The organism is Sphingobacterium daejeonense (genome assembly GCF_901472535.1).
Classification (GTDB): domain Bacteria; phylum Bacteroidota; class Bacteroidia; order Sphingobacteriales; family Sphingobacteriaceae; genus Sphingobacterium; species Sphingobacterium daejeonense.
Genome location: NZ_LR590470.1, coordinates 1,748,872 through 1,774,149, shown reverse-complemented (window position 1 = coordinate 1,774,149; position 25,278 = coordinate 1,748,872). Strand labels below are relative to the sequence as shown.

The window sequence follows — 25,278 nt, the reverse complement described above, 5'->3', positions numbered from 1 at the left end:
ATTACTTTTTATTCTTTTCCCAAATTGAAACATCAGAAAAATTAGTACTTGTATTATTGAAAACAGGATCCTTTCCTTCTTTCCTTTGTTCGTTGTAATCCTTCATTAATTTCAGGACCTTATTATGCAACAAAATAATAGCAATCATGTTTAGCCATGCCATCAGTCCAACCCCAATATCGCCTAGATCCCAGGCCATTTTTGCCGTCGAGATACAGCCTAAATAAACAGACCCCAATATCATAACCCTTAATAACCAAATAAGGATTGTTCTACTGCGATTTTTTCCAATAAAACTTACATTACATTCTGCGATATAATAATAGGCCATGATAGTCGTAAAGGCAAAAAACATAAGTGAAATAGCAATAAAACCTGCTCCGAGTGTGGGAAAATGTTGTGAAACGGCCAATTGGGTAAATTCTGGACCAGCCTCAACGCCCGGAATATGTTGGACGATAAAACCACCCGCTGGATGTGCAACGTTATATTGTCCAGTAAATAGGATCATTAAAGCCGTAGCGGTACAAACAAATAAGGTGTCAACATAAACGGAAAAACCCTGCACCAAACCTTGTTTGATCGGATGGCTAACTTCAGCAGCCGCTGCGGCATGTGGTGCCGTGCCCTGACCTGCCTCATTACTGTAAATCCCTCGCTTCACACCCCATGAAATTGCCGATCCGACAATCCCACCAAAGGTAGCCTCTAGATTCAATGCCGATTGGAAAATCAACTTAAAAACCTCAGGAACCTCGCGGATGTTGATTATTATAATAACTACAGCCATTAAAATATATGCTCCTGCCATAAAAGGCACTACATATTCAGCAACCTTACTGATACGTTTAACTCCTCCAATAATGATGAAGCCTAGTAGAAGCACAAGGAATATCCCAACAACCATGGGTGAAATATTAAAAGCAGATTTCATCGCCAAAGCAATGCTGTTACTTTGGACACTTGGCAATAAAAAACCAGTACTTACGATGGTTACTACAGCAAAAACCCAAGCAAAGACATTGCTCTTCAGTCCTTTTTTGATATAATAGGCTGGACCACCTCGGTATTCACCATCTTTTACTTCTTTATAAAGTTGACCTAAAGTCGCTTCAATAATAGCAGAGGAACTGCCCAAAAAAGCAATAATCCACATCCAAAAAACAGCCCCTGGACCGCCCATACCGATCGCAGTAGCTACTCCTGCTATATTACCAGTTCCAACACGGCCCGAAATTGCCAATGAAAATGCTTGAAAGGAAGAAATACCCTTCTTAGATCCGCCACCTGAAAATAACAAGCGAACCATTTCCTTAAGATAAATTAACTGGGGAAATTTGAACCTGATGGTAAAGTATACGCCTGCCAAAAGGCATAAGTAAACCAAAGCATCACTCCAAATAATACTATAAATTTTGTCTATAATTTCTTGCATGAAACGCTAAAATATACATAACATTCCATCCTTTCCCGAATTATTGCATAGATTGTATCTATAAATATTCATTCTTCTATAGAGATAATCAACTCAATTTTTCTGCAATAAACCAAAGATTTGTATAAAGCAGGTAACAAAAAAAAGCATCTTAATGTGTTTTTAAGATGCTCTTACATTTCAGAAAATATTTACTATTTAGATTTTTTCTCTGTGTTTTTTACGGTAGCTCTACCTTTAAATGGATCTCTAGGTCTTTTTTTTCCGTATGAACCCATGATGATTTTTCCTCTTCTACTTTCTTTATCTCCTTTTCCCATAAGTTGTAATTTATGTTATGATTTAATAAAAATATGTTTTGGATTCTCAAGATACTAAAAATCAGATAGATTACAAAATCAACATTATAAGAAAAGCGGGCAATGGTATTCCCATGGCCCGCTTTTTTCTTTTTCCCCAAGAAGGATATGCCTATCCTCTACTGTTGTAATTCGGTGCTTCTTTTGTAATCTGGATATTATGTGGGTGTGACTCACGTAATCCAGCACCTGTAATACGAACAAATTTTGCTTCTTGTAGTTTCTCTATCGTTGCTGCTCCGCAATATCCCATAGATGCGCGAAGACCACCAATATATTGATAAACTACCTCTGCCAATGTTCCTTTATAGGGAACACGGCCTACAATTCCTTCTGGAACTAATTTTTTGATATCATCTTCCACATCTTGGAAATAACGATCTTTAGAACCTTTTTCCATAGCTTCTACCGATCCCATTCCACGATAAGACTTGAATTTTCTACCTTCTAATAAAATGGTTTCACCTGGTGCCTCTTCAACACCCGCGAACAACGAACCTGCCATAATGGTATTCGCACCTGCTGCTATTGCTTTAGCTATATCACCAGTCTGTTTGATACCTCCGTCTGCGATCAACGGAACTCCGGTTCCTTTTAAGGCTTTGGCAACTTCATAAACAGCATATAATTGAGGAACACCAACGCCTGCAATAATACGCGTCGTACAGATTGAACCCGGACCAATACCTACTTTAACAGCATCTGCTCCAGCATCAGCCAACATTTTTGCTGCATCACCAGTAGCGATATTACCTACGATAACTTGTAAGTCAGGATAAGTAGCCTTAACCTCTTTTAATTTATTGATAACTCCCAATGAATGACCATGGGCAGTGTCAATCGTAACAACATCCACTCCCGCTTTAACCAATGCCTCTACGCGGTCTAATGTATCTGCAGTAACACCAACAGCCGCACCAACCAATAAACGACCATGTTCATCTTTTGCTGCATTTGGATAGTGCTTATATTTCTGAATGTCTTTAAAAGTAATCAGTCCTTTTAAAACACCGTCCGTATTTACAACCGGAAGTTTTTCAATTTTATGATTCTGAAGAATTTCTTCTGCCATAATTAAGTCCGTGCCTTCAGGTGCTACAACTAAATTTGTTTTAGTCATCAACTCACTGATAGGACGAGCCATATCTTTTTGGAAACGTAGATCACGGTTAGTAACGATTCCTACTAACTTATTCTCAGCATTAATTACCGGAATACCGCCAATCTTGTGCTCCTTCATGATTTGAAATGCATCACCTACTGTAGCATTCTCCAATAAAGTAACCGGATCTTGGATCATACCACTCTCCGAACGCTTCACCTTACGAACCTCTGCAGCTTGTTCTGCAATAGTCATATTCTTATGTAACATGCCGATTCCACCCGCCTGAGCGATGGCAATCGCAAGATCTGCTCCAGTAACGGTGTCCATGGCAGCAGATACTAAAGGAATATTTAATTTGATTTTCTTGGTCAAGAATGTACTGGTATCTACATCACGAGGCAATATTTCAGAATAAGCTGGGATTAATAAAACATCGTCGTAGGTAAGTCCTTCTTGTACGAATTTTTGTGGATCTAGTTGCATAGCAAATATTATATGGGGTTTCCTATTTGCGAGGCAAACTTACGAAATTATCATGAATAATCAAACTCTATATAACTATTTACATAAAATCGACATTATGAATATTGTACCCGAAAACAAGTACTTTAATGAAAGAGTTAAGACTTTGTTAAAATTTGGCAAGCTAATTGCTATCTGTAGCGTAAATTAAAGTTTAATTAACACAATATTTATGAAAAAGAGATTACTATCACTAGCAGCTGCAGCAGCTTTAGCATTCGGTGTTAACGAAGCAAAAGCGCAAACTCCTTATAGAACTGCAATCGGTCTTGGTATCGATCTTGGAGACGGACAAACTTTATTCGGCCCTCAAGTAAAACATTCTTTCGGTGGTGCTAACGCAGGTCAAGCACAAGTATTATTCGGCGACGGTCTAACTGTTGTTGGTGTTGACTATAACTACAATCGCCCATTCTCTGGTGCAGGTGGTTTAGGTTGGTACTTAGGGGTAGGTCCTCAAATCGGATTCTGGGACGGTGGTTCTGCTTTCGCAATTCGCCCTCAAGCTGGTTTAGAATACAAAATCCCTTCAACTCCAATTGGAATCCACTTCGACTGGAAACCTTGGTGGAACCTTTCTGACAACTCTAACTTCGAAGCTGGTCGTTTCAGTTTAGGATTTAAATTTATCTTGAAATAAATTTAAACAATACAAGCATAGAAAAGGCTTTTCAATTCTGAAAAGCCTTTTTTGTTTTATACCGTACTTAATAAATACTCGCTTCAGTTTTACCTGAAAATTAAGCTAATATTAACAAACAACTTTTTCCGTATTAAGTTTGATATACTATTTCCATTATGTAATTTTTTTATACCTTTGCGAATCTTGGTAAAATATTATTAAGCTTAAAAAAGAACATAAAAACCATAATTTATTACGATTAGACAATGAGTAAAGGGCTGATTAAATTTTTGGTGATAGTGGTTTCCTTAGCGTGCCTCTACTCCTTATCATTCACTTTTGTAACACGTAAAGTTGAAAAAGACGCAGCGGAATACGCCAATGGCGACATGGCTAAAGAAAAAGCATACTTGGATTCCATTGCAGGTGAGGTAGTATATAATATAGGTATAGCTAAATTCACCTATCGCGAAGCTAAAGCAAATGAACTTGCGCTCGGATTGGACCTAAAAGGGGGTATGAACGTTACAATGGAAATTTCATTGAACGAACTTATCGCTAACCTGGCAGGAAATCCTAAAGACGCAAACTTCAACAAAGCATTGGAAAATGCTGTAAACAAAAGTAAAACAACCAACACTTCGTTGATTGATTTATTCATGAACGAGTATAAAGCAACTGGTGCTTCTACTCCTATCGCTTCTTTCTTTGCAACAAAAGACAACGCGGCTGTAATTAAAGGAACTAGTTCAGAGTCTGATGTTCGTAATTTCTTGAATAGAGAAGCTGACAATGCTATCCAAAACTCATACAAAGTATTACGTACGCGTATTGACAAATTCGGTGTAGCTTCTCCTAATATCCAAATCCAACAAGGAACCAACCGTATCCTGATCGAATTACCTGGGGTAAACGATGAAGAACGCGTTCGTAAGCTTTTACAAGGTTCTGCCAAATTGGAATTCTACGAAACTTACCAAAACCCACAAGTATATTCTCTTCTTGAAAATGTAAACAGAACATTGGCAACAACGTTGAAAGCTGACAAACCAGCTGCTAACGTGTCTAGCGACTCTACTGTAGCTAATACTGCTGATACAACTAAAAAAGAAGAAAACTTATTGGCTAAGCTTGGAGCAAATCAAAAAGCTTCTGATTCTGCAAAAACAGACTCAGCTGCTCAACCTGATGCTGCCGCTTTAGCTAACAACCCACTGTTCGCAGTTCTTTCTCCATCTACTTTCAACCAAGGTGGTCAACAACAATTGGCTCCAGGTGCTGTAGTAGGTTATGCCAACTTGAAAGATACAGCAAAAGTGAATGCTTTGCTTGCTCGTCCTGAGGTAAAATCTATTATCCCTGGAAACTTGAAATTGTTATGGGCAGTAAAACCAGAAAACAATGCTAAAGATTTCCTTTCTTTATACGCTATCAAAACTTCAGGTTCTGAAAATGGACCAGTAATGACTGGTGAGGTAATCACTGATGCACGTGATGGTTTTGACCAACAAAACAGTCCAATCGTTTCTATGGAAATGAATGCTGACGGTGCTCGTCAATGGAAAAGAATTACTGCTCAAGCAGCACAAAATAGAGATCATATCGCTATCGTGTTGGACGGTGTAGTATATTCTGCTCCTGGTGTAAACGAAGAAATCCCTAACGGTAACTCTCAAATCTCTGGTAACTTTACGATTGAAGACACAAAAGACTTAGCAAACGTTTTAAAAGCTGGTAGACTTCCTACAACAGCTAAAATCGTGGAAGAAGCGATCGTTGGTCCTTCATTGGGTCAAGTAGCTATTGATTCGGGTGTAAATTCTGCAGTGATCGGTATCATCGTAGTAATGGCATTTATGATTGCTTACTACAACCGTGCTGGTATTGCAGCTAACATCGCCGTGATTTTCAACGTATTCTTCTTAATGGGCGTTCTTGCTTCATTGAATGCAGTACTGACACTGCCTGGTATTGCAGGTATCGTATTGACTATGGGTACTGCAGTGGATGCAAACGTACTAATCTATGAACGGATGCGTGAGGAAGAAGCACTGGGCAAATCACCTCGACAAATCGTTGCAGATGGTTATAAACATGCAATGCCTTCTATCCTTGACTCGCAGATCACAACGTTCTTAGTAGGTTTAATCCTGTTCTTCACAGGTAGTGGCCCTATTCAAGGGTTTGCAACAACTTTGATGATAGGTATTATCACTTCTTTGTTCACTGCGATTTTCATCACTCGTTTGATTTTCGAATTTATGTTGAGCAGAGATATGAAAATCACAACTTCATTCCCTTGGTCTAAACATACTTTGAAAAACGCAAACTTCCAATTCATCAAGAAAAGAAAAGTTGCGTATATCATATCTGCAATCGCAATCGTAATTTCCTTCGCTGCAATTCTTACTAAAGGGTTCTCTTACGGAGTTGACTTCCAAGGTGGACGTACTTATACCGTACGTTACGACCAAAGTGTAAGCCCAGAAGCTGTACGTGAAAACTTAGATAATATTTTTGGTACAACAACAGAGGTTAAAACTTTTGGTAATGAAAACCAACTGCGTATTACCACCTCTTACCAAATTGAAGAAACTTCTGACCAAACTGATGCTGAAGTATTAGGTAAATTAAATGAGGGTCTTACTAAGATTCAAGGAAATAAATACGAAATCCTTTCTCAACAAAAAGTAGGTCCTACTATTGCAAGTGATATCCGTGACCGTGCAATTTATGCCGCTGTATTCTCAATCTTAGCTATTGCTGCATATATCTTGATCCGTTTCCAAAAATGGCAATATTCGGCAGGTGCAGCGATCGCAACAATTCACGATGGTATCATTCTAATGGGTCTATTCTCAATATTGGATGGAATCGTACCATTCTCCCTTGATATTGACCAACACTTTGTTGCAGCAATATTAACCGTATTGGGTTATTCTGTAAATGATACAGTTGTTGTATTTGACCGCCTTCGTGAGTACTTGAAAAAACCAAATGCTCATCAAGAAGAAATCGGTACGACCATTAACAATGCAATCAATTCAACATTGAGCCGTACAGTGATTACCTCATTGACAGTAATCTTCGTATTGGCAGTATTGTTTGTGTTTGGTGGTGAAGTGATCCGTGGATTCTCATTCGCTATCTTGATCGGTATCGTGGTAGCAACATATTCTTCTATCTTCTTAGCTGCACCAGCTATTTACGACCTTAGTGGTGGTAAACATTTAGCTGAATCTGCAAAAGAAAAAGAAAGAAAACAAGCAAAAGTGGTTACTCCATAATCTGGAATCTGCATAAAAATTTAAGGCCCTGAAAATTCAGGGCCTTTTTTTGTCAAAAAACTGTTTTATATACCTTCACGAATCATTATCCTATATATTTTTTATTAGTTTTGAATCTTAATCACAAGACATGAGAAATAAATTAATCCTATCCTCTCTTTGCCTTTCCTTAGGTGTTTTAGCTGTGGGATGTAATAATCAGGACACAAAATCTGAAACAACGGAAGCACATGACGATCATGCTGGACATGACCATAGCGCTCATGATCATAGCACACACGAACATGCTGCAACCGAACAGTCAACGCAAACAAACCCCGCTCCTGCTGTTCCTCAAACAACAAAAGCTGCCGCGCTGAGCATACCAGAATTTAATTTCTATAAAGTAAAATCCGGAATATCATATTCAAAAGCAGATATCCCTGCAGGAAAAAATACAGTATTCGTGCTGTTCGACCCAGGATGTAGCCACTGCCAAAATGAAACTAAAGGATTAGCGAAAAATTACGATAAAATCAAAGACATCAATGTGCTGTATGTATCTATGAATGACCCGGCTTTGATGGCGCAATTCTTCACCACATTCGGAAAAGAACTAGAAGGCAAAGAAAACGTACAGATGCTGTGGGACAGAAACCAAGAGTTTGTACAGAAATTCCATATCCCAAATATGTTCCCAGCAAATTATGTATATGGTCCTGATGGCCAATTAAAATCTTATTGGGAAGGTGAAAAAGATATTAATGAAGTAATCGCTGAATTCAAAAAATAATGAGAATTGCCATCAATGGGTTTGGTCGAATCGGACGCCATACCCTAAGAAATCTACTCAATAGAAACTTCAACGAGATTGAAGTGGTCGCAATCAATGATCTTGCAGATGCCAAAACTTTAGCCCATCTGTTTAAATACGACTCCGTACACGGACCATTGAACCGAAAGGTAGAGCATGACCAAGATCATCTATTCATTGATGGCAAATCAATACAGATCTTTAACAAAAGAAACCCGGAAGAATTACCATGGAAAGACCTTGATATCGATGTGGTAATTGAATCAACTGGTTTGTTTGTTAAAAAAGAACTCGCTGAAAAACATCTTTCGGCAGGAGCTAAGCAGGTAATTATCTCGGCACCATCCCCTGATAAAGAAGTTCCAACTGTTGTACTCGGAATAAATGACCGAGATTTTGACTGGAATACGTCAATCTTTTCAAATGCATCATGTACTACAAACAATGTCGCTCCACTGATCAAAATCCTAGATGAAAATTGGGGAATCGTGGATGGTTATATCACAACAGTGCATTCCATGACCGGCGACCAGAATCTTCATGATGCACCTCATCGTGACCTGAGAAGGTCCCGCGCTGCATCTGCTTCGATAATACCAACGACTACTGGAGCTGCTAAAGCTATTACAAACGTATTCAAACATCTGGATGGCAAATTGGGTGGAGCTGGAATCCGGGTACCAGTGCTCAACGGATCATTGACGGATTTTACATGTAACCTTACTAAAGAAACAACCGTAGAGGAAATCAACCAAAAATTCAAAGAGGCAGCAGAAGGTGAATTAAAAAATGTGCTCTATTATACCGAGGATCCAATCGTATCTGTAGATATCATCAATAACCCATATTCTTGTGTTTTTGATTCTGATTTGACAAGTATTGTTGGAGGTTTAGTAAAAGTTGTGGGTTGGTATGATAATGAATTTGGGTACTCCAATAGACTTGTTGACATATTATTCAGATTGGCAAAAAAATGATTCGATTTATAAAAGTTGAAGATGCCCTACCCATTAGAAGCGCTGTACTGCAAAAAAGAAAGGATCCAAAGCTTTGCCGTAACCCAGAGGATTTAAAGCCTGACAGCTTCCATTTAGGGCTCTATGACGAAGACAACAAGCTTCAATGTATATTGACCGTCCACAGAACAAACCATCCAAAGCTTCCTCATAAAGGCTACCGGCTTCGAGGAATGGCAACTTTGCCAGAAGCGAGAAGAAAAGGATATGCAAAAGAATTACTGTCAGCTGCAATTGAGCATATTAAAACTCAATTAAAAGGTGACTATTTATGGTGCATAGCTCGGGAAATAGCTTATCCCTTTTATGAAAGCATGGGAATCGAATATATGTCGGATGAATTCCAATATAAAGATGCTGGAAATCATAAAGAAATGTTCATTCCTTTTTACTAAATTTTATTTTATAATTCTCCTGCAACACCTAATCCAAAAAGTGCAAAATCATACTTTACAGGATCTGCAGGGTCCAGTTCTTTCAGATGATCAGTTAGTTCAATTGCTGTTTTCCAATTCACTTTGTCGGTTTGGATCAATCCAAATTTCCTAGCAACACGCTCTACATGTACATCACATGGACATATTAAGTCCTTTGGCTTGATCTGGTCCCAAATCCCAAAATCAACACCCATATCGTCCTTTCTCACCATCCATCGCAAGAACATATTCAACCTTTTGCAGGTTGATTTCTGCAAAGGTGAACTGACATGCTTCCGTGTCCGGTGAGGATAATCAGGCAATGAAAAAAAATACGATTTAAACGAATTCAAGGACTCCTCAATGCTGAAGCCATTCATGTCCTCTACTTGTAAAAAGGCATCTTCTAAACTTGTGAAATGAGTATAATGATATTTAAAAAAACTAATAAAATAGAGAAGATCGGTATCATTGAATGTCCTATGCTTAAAACCCAACATGTTTTTCAAGTCCTCATCCCCATGATTGACAATAAAATCATAAGGACTCCCGTCCATACGTTCAATCAATTCATTACATTTATTGATAATGGTCTTTCGCTGACCCCAAGCCAATATACTTGCGAAAAAACCCATAATCTCAATATCCTGTTTCTCTGTAAATTGATGCGGAATACTAATAGGATCATTAGGAATAAAATCAGGCCGATTATATTCCTCAACCTTACGATCCAAAAAATCTTTTAATGACAAATCCATTTACACTAAAGTAGCAAAAATCACCCCAAACACCAACGCCATTAGCGTGGCATCTCTGTTAAAATAGGATGGTTGCTGTCCCAATGACGCCATGGTTGGTGTCCAACGACGCCATGGTTGGTGTCCCAACGACGCCATGGTTGCTGTCCCAACGACGCCATGGTTGGTGTCCCAACGACGCCATGGTTGGTGTCCCAATGACGCCATGGTTGGTGTCCAACGACGCCATGGTTGGTGTCCAACGACGCCATGGTTGGTGTCCAACGACGCCATGGTTGGTGTCCCAACGACGCCATGGTTGGTGTCCCAATGACGCCATGGTTGGTGTCCCAATGACGCCATGGTTGGTGTCTCCACCAACCATCAATATGATAAAACGAAAAAACTTTCATTAATAGATCTAAAGAAACTTGTAGCACCAATGGTGTTGTTGTTTATAAATCCCTGCAATTATATTTTCAACCCGATCGGATTGTGCAATTATAAACACAAAATAGTTTCCAGAGCTAAAGCTCTGGAATGACAGATTCTTTTTTTTTAAAAAGGGGCGATATTTGGGGAAATGACTTGCGGCTCGCCGCAAGTCCTTTCCCCAAATATCGCCCCCTCTCCCTCTCAACATTTGTGTCATTCCATTTCGTAAGAGATGGAAACTGTTTCTTACACTCTGATGAGGTTTCACCGCCGTGTCAGGTGTCTCCACCTGCCACATAATGCATTCCTATAGCATTTAATCCCTTACCCTCCCTAGGATATATAACTAATACAAAATCCCGAATCTACATATTCAAAGCTAAAACAATGGAATACATAGATCCGGGATTATCTATTTAATATATCTTTAAAATCCTATTGATTAATCTCTTTCCAGATTAAATCCTTCAACTGTTGAATATTCTTTCCTGTCACTGAAGAAATAAATAAATAAGGAATTCCTTTTGGAACTTGCTCTGACATTTCCCTTTCCAATTGATCATCAAGCATATCCGACTTACTGATGGCAAGGATTTTTGGCTTATCCAACAATTCTGGATTGTATGCTGTCAACTCGTTCAGCAAAATATTATATTCTTCTTCAATGGTACGATCTGTATCTGCAGGAACCAGGAATAACAAAACCGAATTCCGTTCGATATGGCGCAAGAAACGGTGACCAAGACCTTTTCCTTCTGCAGCACCTTCGATAATACCTGGAATATCTGCCATAACAAATGATTTCCCATCTCTATAGCTAACTATTCCTAAATTTGGAACCAAAGTAGTAAATGGATAATCTGCGATCTCTGGCTTGGCAGCAGAAACAACAGATAACAATGTCGACTTCCCTGCATTTGGAAAACCAACCAATCCCACATCAGCCAAAACTTTCAGCTCCAATATGATCCATTCTTCCTTACCCGGTAAACCAGGTTGCGAAAATCTTGGCGTCTGCACAGTCGATGACTTGAAATGCCAGTTCCCTAAACCACCTTTTCCACCGGGGGTTAATATTTTCGTCTCACCATCTTCGGTGATCTCAAATAAAACCTCTCCAGTTTCAGCATTCTTGGCCACAGTACCTAAAGGAACTTCCAGAATCTCATCCTTACCGTTTGCTCCTGTTTGCAAAGCACTACCTCCAGCCTCACCGGAATTAGCAATAATATGTTTTCTGAATTTAAGGTGAAGTAAGGTCCAGTATTGATGTGATCCTTTTAAGATTATATGTCCACCACGACCACCATCTCCACCATCAGGACCACCCTTTGCCGTGTGCTTATCACGGTGTAGGTGTGCAGATCCGGCACCACCATGTCCAGAACGGCAACATACCTTTACATAATCAACAAAATTTGACCCCTGAGCCATAAATACCCCTATTCAGTTTTTTTATTAATAATTATCGATAACATTGGAAAGGTTCGCGAAAATCTCTTCGATATCGCCAATACCGTTCACTTTGCTAAGTTTACCTTGCTCTTCATAATAAGGTAATACATGAATCGTCTTGCCAAAGTATTCTTCAATACGTTTTTGCAATTTATCAGCCGCATCATCCGCACGACCTGAAATCTCTTGACGCTTTGCAATACGCTGGGTAAGCTCTGCCTCATCTACATCCAATGCAATAAACTCCAGTGATTGAAGTATTGTTTGCTTCCAAGAATTTATCCAATGCTTCAGCTTGAGCAACCGTACGTGGAAAACCATCAAAGATAAAACCTTTAGCATCAGGATTATTCTTCAACTCCTCTTCCAACATGGAAATAGTAATGGAGTCTGGAACCAAATTACCGTCAGCGATAATCTGACTAACCTCTTTTCCTAGAGGAGTTTGGTCCTTGATGTGTCCTCTAAACATGTCTCCAGTTGAAATATGGTGTAGAGCGTATTTATCGATTAATTTGGCCGACTGAGTCCCTTTACCTGCTCCTGGAGGACCGAATAAAACTAGGTTTAGCATAATGTTGTTGTTATTTTTAGATGTAAAAAAACAAAAGCCTAATCCCGTATAAGAATTAGGCTCTTTCCAAGTGCGCTCAAAGGGAGTCGAACCCCTAACCTTCTGATCCGTAGTCAGATGCTCTATCCAATTAAGCTATGAGCGCGGCAACCAATACTAATACGACTGACGCCCTTTCTGTTTTGGTGATGCAAATATAAGGAAATAATAGTCTCAGCAAAAATTTTTTTCATTTTCTAGCATTTAATCCAACATTTTATACCTCAATTCTAATTACTAACAGAATCTTTGCCAACATTCCTAAACAACCGAAACACGATAACTCAATGTCAAACAATGATTTAAGAATAATGAGCCAACAACCATTAAAATCCGAAGCATAACTACTGCCTCAAATCATCTATAAATTATTAAAAAATCAACTTAATATCCGCTGAAACGAAAATCTACAGAAATAGTTTAAATACTAAATACTCTCTACTAACTACTAAAAAAATCTTAAGGAAAAATCTACCGGAAAAGTCTAAATACTAAATACTCTCTACTAACTACTTATAAAAAAGTGCGCTCAAAGGGAGTCGAACCCCTAACCTTCTGATCCGTAGTCAGATGCTCTATCCAATTAAGCTATGAGCGCATTCTTTAAGGACATATTGTCCGTTGAGGTGGCGCAAATATCGTTACTTTTTTATACTTTCCAAACCATTTTTCCGTTTTTTAATCATTTTCAAACTATATTTTGCATATCGTGTTGATATTTATATATTTAAAATTATGGCCGATCGTATAATTAAAAGCAACAAAATCAGAATTGGAGATATAAGCATCTCCTATTACATTAAAAAGCAACAGAACAGCCTGAGAAAACCATTATTTTCTTGCACGGGTTTCCATTCAACAAAAAAATGTGGCGTGAGCAATTGGAAAGTCTAGAAGATAATGTGACAGGAATCGCCATAGATATCCGTGGGCATGGTAATACAACCAAAGGTCATGGCTTTTTCTCAGTTGATGTTTTCGCTAAAGACTTGGGTGTGTTTATGCGTAAACTTGAAATCGACAAAGCCGTTCTCTGTGGAATATCAATGGGTGGATACATCGCTCTGCGAGCATACCAACTATTCCCAGAAAAAATTTCAGGACTTATCCTTGCCGACACACACAGCAAACCTGATGACAATGCCGGCAAACAAAAAAGATTCGATGCCATTCAAGCGGTTTTACAATATGGACGCAGACCATATGCCATTGGATTTACTGGAAATGTATTCTCTAAAAAGAGCATCGAAAATAAACCTGATGCAGTCGAATTAATAAAAAGCAGTATCCGTCGGAACAGTATCGAATCAATCTGTTCTACACTATTGGCTCTGGCATCTAGAACCGACACAACTGAAGGTCTCTCAAAAATCAATGTGCCTACCTTGATCGTTAGAGGAAAAGAAGACAAAATCACTCCAGCAGAATTAATGGAGGAGCTAAACAAAAATATCAAGGGTTCAAAATATATTGAAATGGCAGACTGTGGCCATTTACCAAATCTAGAAAATCCTGAAGATTTCAATCTTCACATGAATAAGTTATTAATAGAGGTCGTTTAAACGGCCTCTTTTTTATCTGAATCTTCTTGATTGTTGTCTTTTTTAACTTTCACCACTTTCTTCTTGATTGGAACATCAGGAACGATTTTTTCCGTCAGTTGCTTCCCCATGTCAATCATAAATGATGCTTTATCATAATCCCAAAGGCCAGCAATATTGTGGGGAACATTGATGACATAGTCGGGCTTGTACAATTCAACAGAAAGCTGACTTAATCTTCTGCGCATCATAAAATAAGACTCTTGGAGCATAGAGATTGCATTCAAACCTTTTGCCCCAGCATAAGGACCAAATTCCGCATCGGGCTTCCCATCCAAATTAACCGCAACAACGATATTCCTTCGCTTCCTGCGAACATAATTGATCGGTAATGGATTGATCACACCACCATCAACCAAGTTCCAGTCCTCGCTCTCAATACTCGTAAATACTGCCGGAATAGCAATAGATGCCCTAATTGCTTTGTAAACACTCCCCTTCTCAAAAAACAACCTCCTTTTCACTCACCATATCTGTCGCAATCGCCCGAAATGGAATATTCATGTCCTCAATATTCTTATCCGGAAAAATATCCTTTAAAGACTCAAAAACACGCTCTCCCTTCAGCAACCCAAACTTTGGATTAGTGAAATCCATCAATTTGAAAACCTGACGCCTCGTTATGGCACGCATCCAATCTTCTAAAGCCACTAGCTTGCCCTCCACATATGCTGCCCCGATCAAAGAACCTATTGAACAACCCACAACCTCGTCGATCTCATAACCCTTCTCTTCCAGACTCCGGATAACACCTATCTGAACTAACCCACGGGCACCACCACTGCCCAAAACCAAGGATACTTTGCGTTTACTCTTTAAGAAGTTCATGCTTAAAGTTAAGACTAATTTGCAAGAATATGAGTGGAAAAATTTACTGTAGATTGTCATCCTTATGTTTCTTTTTAAATAGCTGTTTGCAACAATTACCTATCATTGTTACTTTTGCTAACACTGTTAACTAAAATAACGATGGGACTAACGGAAAGAAGATTAAGGCAGCAAGAAGAACTGAAACAGCAAATCATATCATGCTCACGCGAAATCGTGGAAAATGAAGGCTGGAATGCGCTTTCTATCCGAAAAATTGCCGATGCGATCGAATATTCCGTACCTGTAATCTATAAACACTTTGAAAACAAAGAGGCTATTTCAACCTTTTTTGTCCAAGAAGGATTTCAAAAACTTCATAAAGAATTAGAAGAGCAAATAGATGATTCAAAGGAAGTCTCAGAAAAATTGGGTCAGTTAGCTAAAGCCTATTGGCTGTTTGCTGTCAAATACCCAAAGCATTATGAAATCATGTTCGGGTTGGGAATTCCAACTTGTGAGAAAACCAATGAATCGGAAAACATAAAAAAAAGTTTCAAATAAAATGTTGGGTCTGATCGAAGAAGCAATTGCCCTGAGTGGAAAAACCCATATCGACAAATATTTAAAATTAAAGACCCTTTGGTCTATCCTTCATGGAATCGTAGCAATAGAACTTCTTTCACTGAACAGCAGAGACAACATCTGTCCTTCTGAAGTGTTAAAGGATGCTATTGATGGATATATAAAATCAATATTAGTATAAAACAAAAATTACCACAAAATGAGCTTATTAGAAGATTTAAAATGGAGATATGCTACCAAGAAAATGACTGGTGCATCAGTTGAACAAGAAAAAGTAGATTATATCATTGAAGCTGCTCGCCTTGCTCCAACTTCTTCAGGATTGCATCCTTTCAAAATTATCGAAATCAGCAATCAAGAATTAAAAGAACAAATCCAACCATTAGCATATAATCAATCACAAATCGTTGATGCTTCTCACCTTCTGATTTTTGCAGCATACGATGAGTACACACAAGAACGTGTGGATTCTGTTTTCTTGCAACAAGAAGTAGAAAGAGGTTTGCCAACTGGGTTTGCAAATGACTATAAAAATGGCTTGATGGCACGCTTTAACAGCCAATCCAAAGACCAACATTTTGAACACGCAGCACGCCAAGCTTATATTGGATTCGGACTTGCAATCGGAGCAGCAGCTGAACTTCGTGTAGATGCAACCCCAATGGAAGGATTTGACAATGCAGCAATTGACCAATTCTTAGGGTTGAACGAACTCGGATTACGCTCGGTAACCATCTTGGCGTTGGGACACAGAGATATCGACAACGATTGGTTAGTAAACCTTAAAAAAGTCAGAATCGCAAAAGAAGATTTTGTAATCAGCAAAAACTAAGAATCAATAAATAAATTTTTCAAGCTACCCCTAAAAGGTAGCTTTTTTTATCCATTGCCTTCCACTTCGCCCCCCCATAGCGACAATCTTCAGCACTGTTAGCGCAAGTCTGCATGCCGGTCTGACTTGTGTTCCAACTACCCCATCAGCGCCTTTCAATGTCTAATGTCTTATGTCTAATGTCTATTGTCTATACCTTTCCTTCTCTCCTTCCTAACTCCTTCCACTCTCGTTCGTCTCTTGTTCGGACTTTGTTCGGACCTCGTTCGGAGCTGCTTCGGAAAACACCCGAACAAGGTCCGAACAAGGTCCGAATGAAAGAAGACTCAGAGTGGAACGAGAGTGGAACAAGAGTGGAACAAGAGTATACTAAAAGTTGAATGTCTTACGGAAAAAGGTCCGATTTAAATTAACAAAGACTAAAGTTTCCTCACATTTTTTGTATATTAATTTTCATATTAAATTCACAAGTATGACAAAATCCTCCAAAGAGAAAATGATAGCTGGGGAACCATATATGGCAAGTGGAGACGAGTTGTTCAAAGAGAGACAACATGCGAAAGTTGAGTTACAGAAATTCAACAATATGGACCCTACCAAAATCAAAGCTAGAAACCAGATCATCAAGAATCTATTTGGTAAAAAAACCACACGTTTATATATCGAACCACCTTTTTACTGTGACTATGGGTATAATATAGAGGTAGGCGACAATTTTTATTCGAATTATAATTTAACCATCTTGGATTGTGCAAAGGTCAAAATTGGCGACAATGTCATGATAGCACCTAATGTCAGCATTTTCACGGCGGGACATCCTGTAGATCCAATTTTAAGAGTAGAAGGATGGGAATATGCTCAACCCATTGAGATTGGTGACAATGTATGGATCGGGGGAAATACAGTCATAAATCCAGGAGTAAAAATCGGAGCAAATACGGTCATTGGTTCTGGATCGGTGGTAACCAAAGATATTCCTGAAAATGTAGTCGCTGCAGGAAATCCTTGCAAAGTGATTCGAGAAATTAATATTAGAGATAAAGTGTATTATTTCAGGGATCTGAAATATAATTTTGAAGAAGCCTAAAAATAAAAATACCTGAGGTGGGGAACCCCAGGTATTTTACCAAACCAATTATTAACCTAAATTATGAAATTATGAATTTACTATCTTAAACGGCTACTAAAACGCTTTATTATATTAAATTCCATTTTTTTATCAGATCCCTCCAATCTCCTAAAACCAAACTAAATCCAAAATAAAATCACAAAGGTTAAACTTAATTTTAAATTAATTTTCACTTCAAATTGATCAGCTAATTTAACGATGTTTTAATATTAGTTAATCCGTATAGACATATTCTATTTTTAATTTTGTAGAAATTATTTTAACATAAAAACAAAATTAAAAAATGAAGGCAAGTCTTTTATCCTTAATGATTATTTTCTCAGTTATCCTGTTCGGCTGTAAGAAGGATAACTTTAAACCAGAAGTAACCCCAAAACCCAAGACTACTAAAGAAGATAAAAATGCCTTCAAAGGCACTGTATTTGAAAATTACCTGTCAAATAAAGATTATTCCTCCTTCCTAATATTGGCATCAAAATCTGAAATTTCAACAGAGCTACTAAAGCTCAAAAATGATTATACAGTATTGCTACCCGACAATAAAGCGGTAGATGCCTATTTAAAAGCCAAGAAATTAACATTGGACAGGATAAGCAAAGAACAAGCTTTAGAAATCATCCAATACCACATCATACCATCCAAATTAAATAAAGATCAATTTGTGGCTAAATATAAATTTGAATCTTACAAAAACACCAATGGTAAGTTTCACTATCATTCTTCCTACCATCAAACGATGTTGAGTTCAAAATTTGGGGCAAAACTGAGCGTATTCGTCTTTGGAGAACAAAAGTGGACTGATAAAGCAAAAGGAAAAGTGTTTATTAACTCTACTTTTGATCAAGACAAAGAAATTGAGACATTCTTCAAGGATGAACCGGAATACAAAATCCCTGTAATAGAGGTATTGGACTTCAACAAGACTGAGGTTAAACCTGGCTCAGCAATAGTTTACAAAATCTCTAATGTTTTGATTCCACTAAATCTAAGACAGCTTTTTGTGGTCGACAGAGTCAACAATGCTGATTTGATCAAAAGTCAAATTGGCGATGACATCAATAAAAACCTGAAAGGAAAAAAGAATATTACTGTTTTTATCCCTCAAAGAAGATCCGGAGACCGTTATACAATCTTCCAGCTTTTTAAATTAGTGGGAGATGCCAAAAACATCTTTCAATACCTATCTGTAAATCAACCTTTGGAGTTCAGTAAACTAGGTAACAGTGTGAAATCCAATTTTAATGAGGAGAAACTAATCTTTGATCAAAATAAAGGTGAAATCACCGATAGCAATAACCTTACAACCAAAGTAATCATTAAGGATATTGTCGCTACTGATGGTGTCTGCCACTATATTGACAATATTCTAGCTCCAAAAGGAAAAGGCTTATAAATCCAAACAATCAATTATGGTACGTTTCAATCAACTGTTTCATTATTGTCTAATATTGACATTAATAACCTTAATATTAAGTTCTTGCACAAAAAAAGAGGTGGAAATTGAGAGTGGAAAAGGTCAGGAACATCAAAGACTCTTTAATATTGCTTATGGCGAAGGCTTGAGAAAACAAATGGATGTGTTCCTACATGAAGACAGATCTCCTAATAAACCTTTTTTGATTTTTGTCCATGGTGGTTCATGGGCATTTGGCAGTAAGCTCTTATTAGGTGGTCTACAAGAAGATATGCTTCAGAAAGGCTATTCATCTGCTTCCATAAACTACTCGTTTGTTGGACCTGCAACAAATTACACACACCTATTGAATGACCTGAATGCTGCTGTAGATGAAATTCAAAAACAGTCTTCCAGCTGGAACATTCCTAAGGAACCAATATATATTAATTGGTCATAGCGCTGGAGCCCACCTCTCCCTGTTATTTGGATATTCCATTCAAAATGGGAAAGATATTAAAGGAATAGTTTCATTGGCCGGACCTACTGACTTCACAAATGAAGCCTTAGTAAAAGCAATGATTGCCAACAAGCACCCTTTATTAAACCTGATCGAATTGATGGTTGGAAAACCTGTCGATCGCCAAAACCCTATCCCTCTTCCAGCTGAGTATAAAGCCGCTAGTCCAGCCTACCAAATAAAGCATTTAGTTCCAACGCTGATTATTCACGGCAAAAAGGACGAAACAGTTCATATGTCTCAGGCAACAACATTGGCTACTGCTTTGAAAGCGAAAAAAGTCAATCACGAAATCATTATGCTTGACGCTGACCATAGCTTAGGATTATTCGACGGGAAAGACCCACATAAAATATCAAACCAATTGTTCAACTGGATAGAAAAAATCAAATAATTATGGCAATAGTTAAAAATAGCCTGTTAATCATCATTCTGTTGATGATCACAAGCTTTGTACACGCCCAAGATATAAGAATATCAGGAAAATAACGGACGACAAGGAAAAGCCCTTATCCGAGACAACCGTTAAAATAAATAAATCTGAGGTTAAAACAGACCAAAACGGAGAATATACCTTGAATGTTCCAATCAAAGGTCAATATGTTATTGAAATTAATAGATTAGGTTTCAAAAATATCAATCAAGCGATTGATATTACCAGTCAAAACCAGGTTTTTGATTTCACACTTTACGCGATAGATTACCATATTGAGGAAGTATTGATAAGTACCCAAAAAAGGGTTCAGAATAAGATTGACGTTCCAATTACTATTGATGTACTGGGTGCCGAAAAACTGAATCGTCAGAATCTACAAGAACTAAATGAATTGTCAGCATTTACTCCAGGAGTGGAACTGGCAATCCAAAGTGTAAACAATCCGGCATTCGTCATCCGTGGTATCACATCTGACGATTTAGATCCCAGATCACAGCCAAGAGTTTCCTTGACAATGGACGGCGTTTCTATTTCTAGGCCATCATTGGCAGTATCAGAATTGTATGATATGGAAAGAGTTGAAGTTGCAAAAGGACCTCAAGGAACTTTGCTGGGAAGATCTGCACAGATTGGTGCCATTAACATGATCCGTAAAAAGCCAATCAAAGATCAGCAGTTCGATTTTAAAGCGCAATATGGTAATTACAATAAAAGACTTATCAATGCGATGTATAATTATGGAGCCGAAGATTCCAGGTTCGCTAACAGATTTTCATTAGCCTATCATGCGCAAGATGGATTTGTGAAAAACTTGTCAGGTGGAAATTTAAATGGCAAAAACACAATGGCTTTTCGTAATTCCAGCCGTTATTTCTTGAAAAATGATGGTACGATAGACTTAATCCTCAGCTATCAACATGATGATGCCCCTGGAACTTCCTTTAAAAGTGGCGTTTGGAGACCTAAAAACGGGGACCTGAAACCAACTTCTTTTGCCGATTTAGATAGAGGGAAAGAGTTAGGAATAAAACGTGATGTATATAGCGCTACCTTATTACATGACCAAAGTCTTTCAGAATCATGGACATTGTCTTACCGTTACAGGCTTTAACAGATATAATGCTAAAGAATATTTTTGATGTTGATGGTACAGCAGCTCATGTAATCAATGCAATGGACCATTCTTTTGGAAACCAATTCTCACAAGAATTAAGGGTAAATTATAACAAAGGCAATAAATTCAATGGCTTTTTAGGGTTGAATTATTTCTATGAAGATTCAAAGCAAACAGTAGGATTGAATGTAAATGAACAAAACCTCTTCCCTGCTTATGCTTCAGGGCTGATCAATGCGCAACTCAAACAACAGCTTACCGGAGCATTAAAAAATATGGGCGGCGGAGCAGCGAGTTTAGCTCAATATTCCGGGGCAATCAATAACATGGTAGACAAGATTTTTCCAATTAATCCGCCTCTACTCATAAATGGAGTTCCACAGCCCTATAAGACAATGCCCAATATTTACGAGATGCTTAGCTATGAACTGAATTCTATGAATTTTTATAGCCGTATTGCCTCCTGAATACCAAGCTATGATCAAACAACTTGTTCCTACAGGTGTATTGAGTGCCGATGCCTTAAAGAATTTGGTGAATATGTTAGCCCCAGAACAAGCAAAACAATTGAACGCTATCTCTGCAGCACTATTGAATCCATCTCATTATGAAAGCTATTCCTTATTAGGAAGAACTCATTCATTTGACATCTTTCTTGATGGCACTTATGACCTTTCCGAAAAATTAAAATTAACTGCAGGAATAAGAGGAACTTATGAAAGATTGACTGGCGGCTATCTTGCACCAGAATCCAAGGATCCGAGCATTATTGCTCAAATGCAAAACAGAAACAACAACCTTCTAGCCCCAGTTGCAAATGATTGGATCATGGAATCTAAGACTACCTCTCTTACGTAGGACGTTTAGCCATGAACTATAAATTCCATAGCCAACAACAATATCTATGCTACGGTTTCAAAAGGTAGAAGACCACCAGTAATCTATATTTGGCCTGGAGCAAACAAAAACTTAAAACCAGAAATAGTATGGAACTATGAATGGGAATCAAAGGTATATACAACAATAAACTATCTTATGCTTTTGCAGGATATTATTTTGACTGGTCAAATTTCCAAACAACTAGATTGGTTCAAGTGGAAGGAACTGTCGGTTTGCAACAAGTCGCTGAAGATGCTGGTAAAGCAAGATCTTATGGATTTGAAGGTACTCTTGAATATCAAATCTTAAAATCATTGAATGTATTTGCCAATTATGCCTATTTAGATGCCAAATTCAATGAAAAAGACTCTCAAGGCAACCAACAAGTTTTAGCCGGAAATACCTTTAGAATGGTTCCAAAACATAGCATGAACATCGGATTTGATGTTACTCATGATTTATCTCCAAAAAAACAGATCTATTTTAGACCCAATTATAATTTCAAATCAAAGGTCTATTTTGAGGACGAGAACCGTGAATTGCTTTCGCAGCAAGGATACGGCATCATGAATGCAACCCTAGGTGTTAAGTTCAAAAATCAAATAAACGAAGCTTTGAATTTGGCTTATTCGGCAAGAACATTCTTGATCAAAAATATGTGATGGACGCTGGGAACTCCGGAGATAATATTGGCTTGCCTACTTTTGTTGCTGGCCCAAGAGCTATCTATGGAGCCTCATTTGGATTAAACCTATAAACATGAAGAAAACGCTATATCTTGCTCTACTTTTCTTAGGAATCCTTGCTGTCCTTACTTTCAATATATACTATTGGGCAAGCAGAAAGACCGATGACAAAAGAGCCGTCAGCCAAATCGTAAAGCTTTCAGATCATACGTTGAGCTCATCCTCAAAAAAATGATTCTACCCTAAGTATAATGACTTATAATATCGGGTACTTGAGTGGAATGACGAATAATTTACCTGTAAAGCAGGTGAAAGAATCTCATAAACAGAACCTCTCTTTTATGAAATCTTTTCTCAAAGAACTAAAACCTGATATTGTCGCTTTCCAGGAAATAGATTATGGATCGCACCGTAGCTTTGATGTCGACCAAGAATTTGAATTGGCCAACAGCCATTATCCATATGCCGCAAGAGCAACCAAACTGGGACAAAGAATACGTACCATATCCATACTGGCCAATCAATGTACATTTCAAAAAGATTATTTCTGGCCAATCCCTAATCTCTAAATTCGAAGTAAAACAACAGATGATAGATACTTTGGCTAGAGTGGAAAGTGAACCATTTTATTATAAAGCCTTTTATCTGGACCGCCTTGCTCAAATATGTACGCTAAAATTTGAAAATAAAGATATACTTGTTATCAATGTCCATCTGGAAGCATTTGACCAACAAACGCGACTAAAACATTCTGAAAAGGTCCTTGAACTATATGAAAATTGCAGTAAAAGATACCCAACAATTTTAGTAGGTGATTTTAACAGCTGTCCTAAAGAAAATAATCCGACCATAAATACCTTTCTTGGTAAAAACATTAATTCAGCAGCCATGGAGGAAGACGGAAATTTCTTTACTTATCCATCTGATAAGCCAGAAATGCGATTGGACTATATTTTTTACAGTGATCACTTTGAAATGCTGGAAAGTCGTGTAGTGACGGAGGTTGGTGAAGTTTCTGACCATTTACCTGTTTATGCAAAATTCAAGTTGAAAGACATATAAATACATATTATTAGTATTGGGAGCCTTGCGGCTCCCTTTATTATTTATTTTTCAACTCCACCCCCTGTTGCTTTATATAAATAAATTAATGCTATCCATTGTTCAACTCTATCATTCACTATTCCCAGTTCGGCATTCAACAAATTCTGTTCTGAGGTTAACACATCCGTATAATTGGTCGTCTCACTATATTTCAATAATTCTTTGGTGAAATCGACTGCTTTCGTCAGGGATTCAATCTGTTTTATTCGACTAGACTCTTTTTCTTTGGCAGTTTCCATAGCGTACAAGGCATTTGAAACTTCCTGACCTGCTATCAATACACTCTTCTTAAAATTGTGGGAAGCAATTTCTTGATTAGCCTCCGCTGAGCTTAGGTTAGCTTTGTTCATCCCCTTATTAAATATGGGTTGTGTAAGTCCCCCCATTATATTTGCGAATAGACCATCTGCTGTAAACCATTTAGAAAAGTCTAAACTTGAAAAACCAGCACTACCTGTGATGTTAATGTTTGGATAAAAAGCAGTCCTAGCTACATTAGTCTGTTCAAATGCTATCCTAAATTCCAACTCAGCAGCTTGGACGTCGGGTCTATATTTTAAAAGTTGAGCTGGAATGCCAACCGACAATTCTTGGGGAATTGCTTCATCACCCAATGATTTTCTGTTTACGGTTTCTGAAGGGCTCGCAATCAGAAAAGACAACATGTTTTCTGTTTCCTTGATTAATCTTTTCACATCCGGGATGGCAACCTCAACGGAATATTGGTTTGCCTCACTTTGAACAACAGCAGCTCCATTTACGATATTAGAAGCTTTGAGATCTTTCATCGCCGAAACATCCAACTTCCTGTTTTCCAAAGTTTTTTCTAATATTTCCAGTTGATTATCCAAACTTAAAAGTTGATAATAATAGAAAGCTACTTCAGAAACCAATTGACTTTGAACCGCTCTTTTGGCCGCTTCTGTTTTCAATAAATTCGCAAGCGCAGCTTTTTTGCTGCTTTTTAACTTGCCCCAAATATCCAATTCCCAACTAGAACTGATGATCAGATCATACTGTGTCGAACTATTGATGAGTCCAAACCCTTGAGGAAAAGCAAGTTTAGATTGCCTAACAGAAACCGATGAATTTAAATCCGGAAGGAAAGCTAGTTTACTCTGTTTAAAATAAGCATTGGCAACATTAATTCGTTCAATCGCCATCTTTAAATCTAGGTTTTGTGAAAGAGCCTTCTGAATTAATGCTTGCAGATTTTCATCAATAAAAAATTCTTGCCATGGAATATTAGCAATGGTATTCGTGTCATTTCCAAAACTATCTCTATATAAGGAATCGTTGTAAACGTTGATCTGATTATACTCTTTTGTGATATGACAAGAACTAAGCAAGAATAAAGAGAAGGAAATTAATAAGATTATTTTTTTCATGTCATAAGT

At 37.9% G+C, this 25,278-nt stretch carries 27 protein-coding genes, 2 tRNA genes and 1 pseudogene; 19 read left to right on the top strand and 11 right to left on the bottom strand.

The features are described 5' to 3' along the window. Position 1: 1 nt before the first annotated feature. From FGL31_RS08510 to guaB, 3 genes are all read right to left on the bottom strand, one after another. On the bottom strand, positions 2 to 1,435 hold the full coding sequence (locus tag FGL31_RS08510; protein WP_138090554.1) for an alanine/glycine:cation symporter family protein: 1,434 nt from the start codon (positions 1,433 to 1,435) through the stop codon (positions 2 to 4). Positions 1,436 to 1,629: 194 nt separating this feature from the next. Further along, positions 1,630 to 1,755, bottom strand: a complete 126-nt coding sequence (locus tag FGL31_RS08505) for a 30S ribosomal protein THX (protein ID WP_138090552.1) — start codon at positions 1,753 to 1,755, stop codon at positions 1,630 to 1,632. Positions 1,756 to 1,906: 151 nt separating this feature from the next. Next, on the bottom strand, positions 1,907 to 3,382 hold the full coding sequence (guaB, locus tag FGL31_RS08500; RefSeq protein ID WP_138090550.1) for an IMP dehydrogenase: 1,476 nt from the start codon (positions 3,380 to 3,382) through the stop codon (positions 1,907 to 1,909). 211 nt (positions 3,383 to 3,593) lie between these two features. Here guaB and FGL31_RS08495 point away from each other — a divergent pair, with 211 nt between their 5' ends. The 5 genes from FGL31_RS08495 (at position 3,594) to FGL31_RS08475 (ending at position 9,534) form a co-directional block, all read left to right on the top strand. Continuing rightward, positions 3,594 to 4,061, top strand: coding sequence for a hypothetical protein (locus tag FGL31_RS08495; protein WP_138090548.1), 468 nt, complete (start codon positions 3,594 to 3,596; stop codon positions 4,059 to 4,061). 248 nt (positions 4,062 to 4,309) lie between these two features. Continuing rightward, complete coding sequence (secDF, locus tag FGL31_RS08490; RefSeq protein ID WP_138090546.1) at positions 4,310 to 7,330, top strand: protein translocase subunit SecDF; 3,021 nt, start codon at positions 4,310 to 4,312, stop codon at positions 7,328 to 7,330. A 130-nt stretch (positions 7,331 to 7,460) separates the two neighbouring features. Beyond that, positions 7,461 to 8,102 carry a peroxiredoxin family protein gene (locus tag FGL31_RS08485; protein ID WP_138090544.1) on the top strand — a complete coding sequence of 214 codons (642 nt, stop codon included), beginning with the start codon at positions 7,461 to 7,463 and terminating at the stop codon, positions 8,100 to 8,102. Beyond that, on the top strand, positions 8,102 to 9,100 hold the full coding sequence (gene gap / locus FGL31_RS08480; protein ID WP_171017589.1) for a type I glyceraldehyde-3-phosphate dehydrogenase: 999 nt from the start codon (positions 8,102 to 8,104) through the stop codon (positions 9,098 to 9,100). Before FGL31_RS08485 ends, gap begins: the two co-directional genes overlap by 1 nt. Beyond that, positions 9,097 to 9,534 carry a GNAT family N-acetyltransferase gene (locus FGL31_RS08475; RefSeq protein WP_138090540.1) on the top strand — a complete coding sequence of 146 codons (438 nt, stop codon included), beginning with the start codon at positions 9,097 to 9,099 and terminating at the stop codon, positions 9,532 to 9,534. The genes gap and FGL31_RS08475 overlap by 4 nt, the downstream gene beginning before the upstream one ends. Before the next feature lie 8 nt (positions 9,535 to 9,542). Here FGL31_RS08475 and FGL31_RS08470 read toward each other — a convergent pair whose 3' ends face one another. The 5 genes and pseudogenes from FGL31_RS08470 to FGL31_RS08450 all read right to left on the bottom strand — a co-directional run bounded on the left by FGL31_RS08470 (position 9,543) and on the right by FGL31_RS08450 (position 13,393). Continuing rightward, entirely contained in the window at positions 9,543 to 10,313 is a 771-nt protein-coding gene (locus FGL31_RS08470; protein ID WP_138090538.1) for a TIGR02757 family protein, read from the bottom strand. 849 nt (positions 10,314 to 11,162) lie between these two features. Continuing rightward, positions 11,163 to 12,161 carry a GTPase ObgE gene (obgE, locus tag FGL31_RS08465; protein ID WP_138090536.1) on the bottom strand — a complete coding sequence of 333 codons (999 nt, stop codon included), beginning with the start codon at positions 12,159 to 12,161 and terminating at the stop codon, positions 11,163 to 11,165. Positions 12,162 to 12,185: 24 nt separating this feature from the next. After that, positions 12,186 to 12,756: pseudogene (locus tag FGL31_RS08460) on the bottom strand (adenylate kinase). 71 nt (positions 12,757 to 12,827) lie between these two features. Next, positions 12,828 to 12,901: transfer RNA gene (locus FGL31_RS08455), tRNA-Arg, on the bottom strand. A gap of 418 nt (positions 12,902 to 13,319) precedes the next feature. After that, positions 13,320 to 13,393, bottom strand: a tRNA-Arg gene (locus FGL31_RS08450). 268 nt (positions 13,394 to 13,661) lie between these two features. Here FGL31_RS08450 and FGL31_RS08445 point away from each other — a divergent pair. Continuing rightward, positions 13,662 to 14,357, top strand: a complete 696-nt coding sequence (locus FGL31_RS08445) for an alpha/beta fold hydrolase (protein ID WP_232046425.1) — start codon at positions 13,662 to 13,664, stop codon at positions 14,355 to 14,357. Here the strand turns inward: FGL31_RS08445 and FGL31_RS08440 are convergent. After that, positions 14,354 to 14,860 carry a patatin-like phospholipase family protein gene (locus FGL31_RS08440; RefSeq protein WP_138090534.1) on the bottom strand — a complete coding sequence of 169 codons (507 nt, stop codon included), beginning with the start codon at positions 14,858 to 14,860 and terminating at the stop codon, positions 14,354 to 14,356. The two genes, FGL31_RS08445 and FGL31_RS08440, sit on opposite strands and share 4 nt — an antisense overlap. After that, a complete protein-coding gene (locus FGL31_RS08435) occupies positions 14,838 to 15,224 on the bottom strand; it encodes a patatin-like phospholipase family protein (protein ID WP_171017587.1) in 387 nt (128 codons plus the stop codon). The genes FGL31_RS08440 and FGL31_RS08435 overlap by 23 nt, the downstream gene beginning before the upstream one ends. A gap of 141 nt (positions 15,225 to 15,365) precedes the next feature. Between FGL31_RS08435 and FGL31_RS08430 the strand changes: the two genes are divergently transcribed. From FGL31_RS08430 to FGL31_RS08380, 13 genes are all read left to right on the top strand, one after another. Beyond that, on the top strand, positions 15,366 to 15,767 hold the full coding sequence (locus tag FGL31_RS08430) for a TetR/AcrR family transcriptional regulator (protein WP_232046424.1): 402 nt from the start codon (positions 15,366 to 15,368) through the stop codon (positions 15,765 to 15,767). A 1-nt stretch (position 15,768) separates the two neighbouring features. After that, positions 15,769 to 15,969: a hypothetical protein gene (locus tag FGL31_RS25050; protein WP_232046423.1), complete on the top strand. Its 201-nt coding sequence runs from the start codon at positions 15,769 to 15,771 to the stop codon at positions 15,967 to 15,969. Positions 15,970 to 15,987: 18 nt separating this feature from the next. Then, the gene (locus tag FGL31_RS08425; RefSeq protein ID WP_138090530.1) at positions 15,988 to 16,620 is read left to right on the top strand and encodes a nitroreductase family protein; all 633 of its coding nucleotides are present in this window, start codon (positions 15,988 to 15,990) and stop codon (positions 16,618 to 16,620) included. A 472-nt stretch (positions 16,621 to 17,092) separates the two neighbouring features. Next, complete coding sequence (locus tag FGL31_RS08420) at positions 17,093 to 17,707, top strand: sugar O-acetyltransferase (RefSeq protein WP_138090528.1); 615 nt, start codon at positions 17,093 to 17,095, stop codon at positions 17,705 to 17,707. Between the two features lie 325 nt (positions 17,708 to 18,032). Next, entirely contained in the window at positions 18,033 to 19,142 is a 1,110-nt protein-coding gene (locus FGL31_RS08415; protein ID WP_138090526.1) for a fasciclin domain-containing protein, read from the top strand. Positions 19,143 to 19,242: 100 nt separating this feature from the next. Further along, positions 19,243 to 19,602 carry an alpha/beta hydrolase gene (locus FGL31_RS08410; RefSeq protein WP_171017586.1) on the top strand — a complete coding sequence of 120 codons (360 nt, stop codon included), beginning with the start codon at positions 19,243 to 19,245 and terminating at the stop codon, positions 19,600 to 19,602. Next, positions 19,535 to 20,056 (top strand): alpha/beta hydrolase family protein, encoded by a 522-nt coding sequence (locus FGL31_RS08405; protein ID WP_138090522.1) that lies wholly within the window; start codon positions 19,535 to 19,537, stop codon positions 20,054 to 20,056. Before FGL31_RS08410 ends, FGL31_RS08405 begins: the two co-directional genes overlap by 68 nt. Before the next feature lie 82 nt (positions 20,057 to 20,138). Then, positions 20,139 to 21,209, top strand: coding sequence for a TonB-dependent receptor plug domain-containing protein (locus FGL31_RS08400; protein ID WP_317131133.1), 1,071 nt, complete (start codon positions 20,139 to 20,141; stop codon positions 21,207 to 21,209). 8 nt (positions 21,210 to 21,217) lie between these two features. Beyond that, positions 21,218 to 21,679 (top strand): hypothetical protein, encoded by a 462-nt coding sequence (locus tag FGL31_RS08395; RefSeq protein ID WP_138090518.1) that lies wholly within the window; start codon positions 21,218 to 21,220, stop codon positions 21,677 to 21,679. Between the two features lie 10 nt (positions 21,680 to 21,689). Continuing rightward, positions 21,690 to 22,070 (top strand): hypothetical protein, encoded by a 381-nt coding sequence (locus FGL31_RS08390; RefSeq protein WP_138090516.1) that lies wholly within the window; start codon positions 21,690 to 21,692, stop codon positions 22,068 to 22,070. A gap of 140 nt (positions 22,071 to 22,210) precedes the next feature. Continuing rightward, on the top strand, positions 22,211 to 22,753 hold the full coding sequence (locus FGL31_RS08385; RefSeq protein WP_138090514.1) for a TonB-dependent receptor domain-containing protein: 543 nt from the start codon (positions 22,211 to 22,213) through the stop codon (positions 22,751 to 22,753). Between the two features lie 97 nt (positions 22,754 to 22,850). Beyond that, the gene (locus tag FGL31_RS22595; RefSeq protein WP_171017585.1) at positions 22,851 to 23,012 is read left to right on the top strand and encodes a hypothetical protein; all 162 of its coding nucleotides are present in this window, start codon (positions 22,851 to 22,853) and stop codon (positions 23,010 to 23,012) included. 164 nt (positions 23,013 to 23,176) lie between these two features. Beyond that, positions 23,177 to 23,839 carry an endonuclease/exonuclease/phosphatase family protein gene (locus FGL31_RS08380; RefSeq protein ID WP_138090512.1) on the top strand — a complete coding sequence of 221 codons (663 nt, stop codon included), beginning with the start codon at positions 23,177 to 23,179 and terminating at the stop codon, positions 23,837 to 23,839. Between the two features lie 44 nt (positions 23,840 to 23,883). On the opposite strand, the gene FGL31_RS08375 is transcribed toward FGL31_RS08380, so the two are convergent. Continuing rightward, positions 23,884 to 25,269 carry an efflux transporter outer membrane subunit gene (locus tag FGL31_RS08375; RefSeq protein WP_138090510.1) on the bottom strand — a complete coding sequence of 462 codons (1,386 nt, stop codon included), beginning with the start codon at positions 25,267 to 25,269 and terminating at the stop codon, positions 23,884 to 23,886. Positions 25,270 to 25,278 lie beyond the last annotated feature (9 nt).

Bases quoted from the DNA above. Each gene is read 5' to 3' on its own strand.
- FGL31_RS08435 (WP_171017587.1), bottom strand. From the start codon at position 15,224: ATGAACTTCTTAAAGAGTAAACGCAAAGTATCCTTGGTTTTGGGCAGT.
- FGL31_RS08510 (WP_138090554.1), bottom strand. From the start codon at position 1,435: ATGCAAGAAATTATAGACAAAATTTATAGTATTATTTGGAGTGATGCT.
- FGL31_RS08505 (WP_138090552.1), bottom strand. From the start codon at position 1,755: ATGGGAAAAGGAGATAAAGAAAGTAGAAGAGGAAAAATCATCATGGGT.
- FGL31_RS08375 (WP_138090510.1), bottom strand. From the start codon at position 25,269: ATGAAAAAAATAATCTTATTAATTTCCTTCTCTTTATTCTTGCTTAGT.
- FGL31_RS08475 (WP_138090540.1), top strand. From the start codon at position 9,097: ATGATTCGATTTATAAAAGTTGAAGATGCCCTACCCATTAGAAGCGCT.
- FGL31_RS25050 (WP_232046423.1), top strand. From the start codon at position 15,769: ATGTTGGGTCTGATCGAAGAAGCAATTGCCCTGAGTGGAAAAACCCAT.
- FGL31_RS08470 (WP_138090538.1), bottom strand. From the start codon at position 10,313: ATGGATTTGTCATTAAAAGATTTTTTGGATCGTAAGGTTGAGGAATAT.
- FGL31_RS08495 (WP_138090548.1), top strand. From the start codon at position 3,594: ATGAAAAAGAGATTACTATCACTAGCAGCTGCAGCAGCTTTAGCATTC.
- gap (WP_171017589.1), top strand. From the start codon at position 8,102: ATGAGAATTGCCATCAATGGGTTTGGTCGAATCGGACGCCATACCCTA.
- FGL31_RS22595 (WP_171017585.1), top strand. From the start codon at position 22,851: ATGAAGAAAACGCTATATCTTGCTCTACTTTTCTTAGGAATCCTTGCT.
- FGL31_RS08395 (WP_138090518.1), top strand. From the start codon at position 21,218: ATGCTAAAGAATATTTTTGATGTTGATGGTACAGCAGCTCATGTAATC.
- guaB (WP_138090550.1), bottom strand. From the start codon at position 3,382: ATGCAACTAGATCCACAAAAATTCGTACAAGAAGGACTTACCTACGAC.
- FGL31_RS08390 (WP_138090516.1), top strand. From the start codon at position 21,690: ATGATCAAACAACTTGTTCCTACAGGTGTATTGAGTGCCGATGCCTTA.
- obgE (WP_138090536.1), bottom strand. From the start codon at position 12,161: ATGGCTCAGGGGTCAAATTTTGTTGATTATGTAAAGGTATGTTGCCGT.
- FGL31_RS08405 (WP_138090522.1), top strand. From the start codon at position 19,535: ATGAAATTCAAAAACAGTCTTCCAGCTGGAACATTCCTAAGGAACCAA.
- FGL31_RS08445 (WP_232046425.1), top strand. From the start codon at position 13,662: ATGTGGCGTGAGCAATTGGAAAGTCTAGAAGATAATGTGACAGGAATC.
- FGL31_RS08430 (WP_232046424.1), top strand. From the start codon at position 15,366: ATGGGACTAACGGAAAGAAGATTAAGGCAGCAAGAAGAACTGAAACAG.
- FGL31_RS08380 (WP_138090512.1), top strand. From the start codon at position 23,177: ATGGATCGCACCGTAGCTTTGATGTCGACCAAGAATTTGAATTGGCCA.
- FGL31_RS08415 (WP_138090526.1), top strand. From the start codon at position 18,033: ATGAAGGCAAGTCTTTTATCCTTAATGATTATTTTCTCAGTTATCCTG.
- FGL31_RS08485 (WP_138090544.1), top strand. From the start codon at position 7,461: ATGAGAAATAAATTAATCCTATCCTCTCTTTGCCTTTCCTTAGGTGTT.
- FGL31_RS08420 (WP_138090528.1), top strand. From the start codon at position 17,093: ATGACAAAATCCTCCAAAGAGAAAATGATAGCTGGGGAACCATATATG.
- secDF (WP_138090546.1), top strand. From the start codon at position 4,310: ATGAGTAAAGGGCTGATTAAATTTTTGGTGATAGTGGTTTCCTTAGCG.
- FGL31_RS08425 (WP_138090530.1), top strand. From the start codon at position 15,988: ATGAGCTTATTAGAAGATTTAAAATGGAGATATGCTACCAAGAAAATG.
- FGL31_RS08385 (WP_138090514.1), top strand. From the start codon at position 22,211: ATGGGAATCAAAGGTATATACAACAATAAACTATCTTATGCTTTTGCA.